The sequence below is a fragment of the Streptomyces sp. ActVer genome, from assembly GCF_027270795.1.
Classification (GTDB): domain Bacteria; phylum Actinomycetota; class Actinomycetes; order Streptomycetales; family Streptomycetaceae; genus Streptomyces; species Streptomyces umbrinus_A.
This window is the reverse complement of the sequence record NZ_JAPWHT010000628.1, coordinates 1-4,605: the sequence shown is the minus strand read 5'-3', so window position 1 is coordinate 4,605 and position 4,605 is coordinate 1. Positions and strand designations below refer to the sequence as shown.

The following is a 4,605-nucleotide window of genomic DNA, read 5'->3' as shown; positions in this document are numbered from 1 at the left end:
GGGCCCCGGCCCGCCGGGCGGCGCCCGCCGGATCCGGCGACCCCAGACCGACGGCGGCCAGCTGGGTACCGTCCCGTCGAGCGGCCGGACCCGTGTTGAGCAGCAGCCGGGCCTCGCCCTGCTGCCACAGGTCGACCGGCTTGCTGCGGTGCCGGGCCGTGCGGGCGAAGCCGAGCGCTTCGAGGATCTCCGACAGCGGTTCGACGTCGGGGGTGACCAGTTCCGCGAAGGCGACACCGGTCGGTACGACAGGGGCGGGCGGCTCGGTGAGGCCGACGCTCTCCTGCAGCACGAGCAGCGAACGCAAGGCGTCGACGGCGGTCGGCCCGGCCTCCGCCTGCCGGAACACGTCGTTGAACACCTCCAGCGAGAGCGGCCCTTCGTATCCGGCACGCATCACATGCCCGACGAGCCCGGCGACGTCGAAGCCGCCCTGCCCGGGGAAACAGCGGTGGTGCCGGCTCCACTGCAGCACGTCCATCGCCATCAGCGGCGCGTCGGCCAGTTGCAGGAAGAAGATCTTCTCCCCGGGAATGTCCTCGATTCCCTTGGGATCGGACCCGCGGGCCAGGATGTGAAAACTGTCCAGGCACGTCCCGAGCGCGGGATGGCCGGCGGCATCGACGATGCGCCAGGCATGGTCGTACGTACTGACGTGGCGGCCCCATGCCAGCGCCTCGTACGCGACGCGGATGCCGAACCCCTCGGCCAGTTCGGCAAGCCGCCGCAACTGGAACGCGGCCAGCGCGTCGTCGTCCTCGGCGAGCGGCGACACGCTGGAGCACACCAGCACGGTGTCGGCCCCGAGCCGCTCCATCAGCCGGAACTTGTGCTCGGCCCGCCGCAGGTTCCGCCGGAACTCCTCCGCCGGGACCGCCTCGATGTCACGCATCGGCTGGTAGAGATCGATACTCAGCCCGAGATCGGCACAGCGGGCCCGCACCTCCTCGGGCGTGAGGGGGCTGGCGAGCAGGTCGTTCTCGAAGATCTCGACACCGTCGAAGCCCGCCCGCGCCGCGGCCGTGAGCTTCTCGGTAAGGGCCCCACTGAGAGAGACGGTGGCAATGGACGTACGCATGACGGACTCCTTCGGTGCTGAACCTCTGTGAACGAGTCGAGGGCAGGCGCCCCTCAACGGGCGCGGGGAACTGCGCGATCAACCCACGACGACCCGCACCCGCCCCACGCCCCGAGCCACCCCACCCCCAAGGCGCCCTCAACTCCGAGCCCCGGCCGCACCGGCCAACTCCGTGATGTCCGCCAGCATCCGCGAAGCGTCCGGCTCCCGCCCCGTGAACAGCCGAAACGCGTCCGCAGCCTGGAAAACAGCCATCCCCCCGCCGTCGAGGACCGCACACCCCACCCCCCGAGCGGCACGCAACAACTCGGTCTCCAACGGCCGGTACACGACCTCGGCCACCCACAACCCGGGATGCAGCAACTCACCGGGAAGCGGCAGCCCCGGATGCGCGGCCATCCCCGTCGGCGTGGCGTGCACGATGCCGTCCGCACCACCGAGGAGCGCCGCCAACCGCTCCGGGCCCGCGGCAGCGGCCCGTCCCGCACCGAAGTGGGCGTTCAGCGAGGCCGCGAGGTCCGCCGACCGGTCCGGCAGGGCGTCCACGACGGTGACGTGCCCGGCCCCGAGCGTGAGCATGGCGTGCGCGACGGCCGCCCCCGCTCCCCCCGCGCCCAACTGCACGACCCGCTCCAGCGGGGCATCCGGCAGCCCGCGGGCGAACGAGGCGGCGAACCCGGTGACATCCGTGTTGTGCCCGACCGCACGCCCGCCCTCGAAGACGACGGTGTTCACCGCGCCGAGCGCCTCGGCCTGCGGGGCGAGGGCGTCCAGATGCTCGATGACGAGCTGCTTGCAGGGGTGCGTGATGTTCAGCCCGTCGAAGCCCAGGTCGCGGGCGGCGCGTACGAGGTCTCCCACCGCCTCCGGCCCGACGCCGAGCGTGTCGATGTCGATCAGCCGGTACAGATAGCGCAGGCCCTGCCGGTCGGCCTCCCGCTCGTGGAGTGCCGGGCTGAGCGACGGGCCGATCCCGGCACCGATCAGTCCGACGAGATACGAGTCCTTGACCAGGGCGACCACGACGGACCTCCAGAGCGGCTCACTAATGTACGAACTAGTACGTTAGCTATACCAGCATCGCGGAGCCACGGGAAGGCCCGGCCCGTAACCCGGAACCGTGCGCGGAGGCCTGCTTCTAGAATCTCGGGCACACGCCCCTCGCCCGAAGGAAGCCCGATGACCAGCGTCGAAGAACCGGCACGACCGAACGGGCGCATCCGTGACGCCGCCCGCACCCAGGCCGAGATCCTCGACGTCGCCACGCACGAGTTCGCCCGGGCCGGCTACGACGGGGCCAGGGTCGACGAGATCGCCGCCCGCACCCGGACCACGAAGCGGATGATCTACTACTACTTCGGCGGCAAGGACCAGCTGTTCACGGCCGTACTGGAGCGCGCGTACAGCGTCATCCGCGAGGCCGAGCAGGGGCTCGACGTGGAGCACCTGGACCCGGTCGCGGCGATCCGGAGGCTGGCCGAGCTGACCTTCGACCACCACGAGGCGCACCCCGACTTCATCCGCCTGGTCAGCATCGAGAACATCCACGGGGCCGAGCACGTCGCCGCCTCCGAGAAGCTCGGCAAGATCGGCTCGCCCGCCCTGGACGTGATCCGCCGCATCCTGGAGTCGGGGCAGGAGTCGGGCCTCTTCACGGCCGACGTGGACGCCGTCGACCTGCACGCGATGATCAGCTCGTTCTGCTTCTTCCGGGTCGCCAACCGGCACACCTTCGGGGCCCTGTTCGGGCGCGACCTGGTCGACCCCGCCCAGCGCGAGCACTACCGGAACATGCTGGGCGACATGGTCATCGCGTATCTGACGGCGGACCGCTCGGCGGACTGAGGGCCCGGCGCGGTGCGGGCGGGACGCGGGAACGGCACCGCAAGATCCTTCGGTACGACCTCTTGACACCCGGGAAACGTGAGCGCAACATCCGTAGCCAACCGCTACTAACTATCCAGTGGGTTAATTAGCCGGGTAGCCCCCGGCACGGCCGTCCCGTCACCCCAGGGATCCGGCACTTCTCCCCCTCCGCTCACTCCGCTTACGTTGGAGTTCCCCCGAAGGAGCAAGCCGTGTCCGTCCCCGCAGCGCCCCTCGACGCGCCACCCGGCCAGCCAAAGAAGGCTGCGACGGCCGCCTGGATCGGCAGCGCGCTGGAGTACTACGACTTCTTCATCTACGGCAGCGCGGCGGCGCTGATCTTCCCTGAGGTCTTCTTCGACGAGTCGGACCCGGCCACCGCGACCCTGCTGTCGCTGGCCACGTTCGGTGTCGCGTACGCGGCCAGGCCGGTCGGCGCGCTGTTCCTCGGCCACTTCGGCGACAAGGTCGGCCGCAAGAAGATCATGGTCTTCACGCTGATCCTGATGGGGCTCTCGACGTTCCTCATCGGCTGTCTGCCGACGCGCGACCAGGTCGGCACGCTGGCCCCGGTGCTCCTGGTGATCTGCCGTGTCCTGCAGGGCATCTCGGCCGCCGGCGAGCAGGCCAGCGCGAACTCGATGTCACTGGAGCATGCCCCACCGAACAAACGCGGCTTCTTCACCAGCTTCACGCTCAGCGGCACGCAGGGCGGCCAGCTCCTCGCCACGCTGGTGTTCATCCCGGTCGCCGCGCTCCCCGAGGACCAACTGCTCTCCTGGGGCTGGCGGGTCCCGTTCTGGATGAGCATCGCGGTCGCCGTCGTCGGCTACGTCATCCGCCGCACCCTCGAAGAGACTCCGACCTTCACCCAGCAGGCCGCCACCGAGGGCGTCGTGAAGATGCCGCTCGCCGTGCTGCTGCGGGACCACTGGGCGGACGTGCTGCGGGTGGTCGCGGCCGCGCTCGTCGCCTCGGTCAGCACGATCTTCACGGTGTGGGCACTGTCGTACGCGACCAGCGACTCGGTCGGCATGGACCGTACGTCGATGCTGTGGGTGGGCGCGCTCGCCAACCTCGTCGCCCTGGGCGCCATCCCCCTCTGGGCCACCCTGTCCGACCGCATCGGCCGCCGCCCCGTCTTCCTGATCGGTGCCGCGGGCAGCGGGGTGCTGATGGTCGCCTATCTGTGGGCGATCTCCACGGGCTCGTACCCGCTGGTCATGGTCCTCGGCATCGTCACCTTCGGTGTCGTCTACAGCGCCGCGAACGGGGTCTGGCCGTCCTTCTACGGCGAGATGTTCTCCACCCGGGTCCGCCTCTCGGGCATGGCCATCGGCACGCAGATCGGCTTCGCGATCGCCGGGTTCGCCGTGACCTTCGCCGCCCAGATCGCGGGGCCGGACGGCGACGACTGGGGGGCGGTGGCTCTGTTCACCGCCGCGCTGTGCGTCCCGCCGGTGATCGCGGCGCTCACGGCCCGCGAGACGCACAAGGTGCCGACGGAACACCTCGGCGAGCGGGTCCTCCAGGAGTCACAGGACAGGGAACCAGTGTCGGCCTGATCCCACCCACCTCGCCCCAGCCGCCCCTACCCTCCCCCACTCTCGGCTTCGCTCGAGCGGGGGGACCCCCATCGTCCCCTGGGGCTCCGCCCCAGA

At 70.5% G+C, this 4,605-nt stretch carries 4 protein-coding genes; 2 read left to right on the top strand and 2 right to left on the bottom strand.

Annotated features, from left to right (window positions below):
• Positions 1–1,078: sugar phosphate isomerase/epimerase and 4-hydroxyphenylpyruvate domain-containing protein (locus tag O3Q52_RS49220; protein WP_269654946.1), on the bottom strand; the 1,078-nt coding region annotated here is incomplete at its 3' end.
• A 138-nt stretch (positions 1,079–1,216) separates the two neighbouring features.
• Complete coding sequence (locus O3Q52_RS49215; RefSeq protein WP_269654947.1) at positions 1,217–2,092, bottom strand: shikimate dehydrogenase; 876 nt, start codon at positions 2,090–2,092, stop codon at positions 1,217–1,219.
• 165 nt (positions 2,093–2,257) lie between these two features.
• Between O3Q52_RS49215 and O3Q52_RS49210 the strand changes: the two genes are divergently transcribed.
• The gene (locus O3Q52_RS49210) at positions 2,258–2,923 is read left to right on the top strand and encodes a TetR/AcrR family transcriptional regulator (protein WP_143640805.1); all 666 of its coding nucleotides are present in this window, start codon (positions 2,258–2,260) and stop codon (positions 2,921–2,923) included.
• Between the two features lie 233 nt (positions 2,924–3,156).
• On the top strand, positions 3,157–4,509 hold the full coding sequence (locus O3Q52_RS49205) for an MFS transporter (protein WP_269654945.1): 1,353 nt from the start codon (positions 3,157–3,159) through the stop codon (positions 4,507–4,509).
• Positions 4,510–4,605: the final 96 nt, after the last annotated feature.

Excerpts from the sequence above, each read along its gene's own strand:
- O3Q52_RS49210 (WP_143640805.1), top strand. The coding sequence starts at position 2,258 with ATGACCAGCGTCGAAGAACCGGCACGACCGAACGGGCGCATCCGTGAC.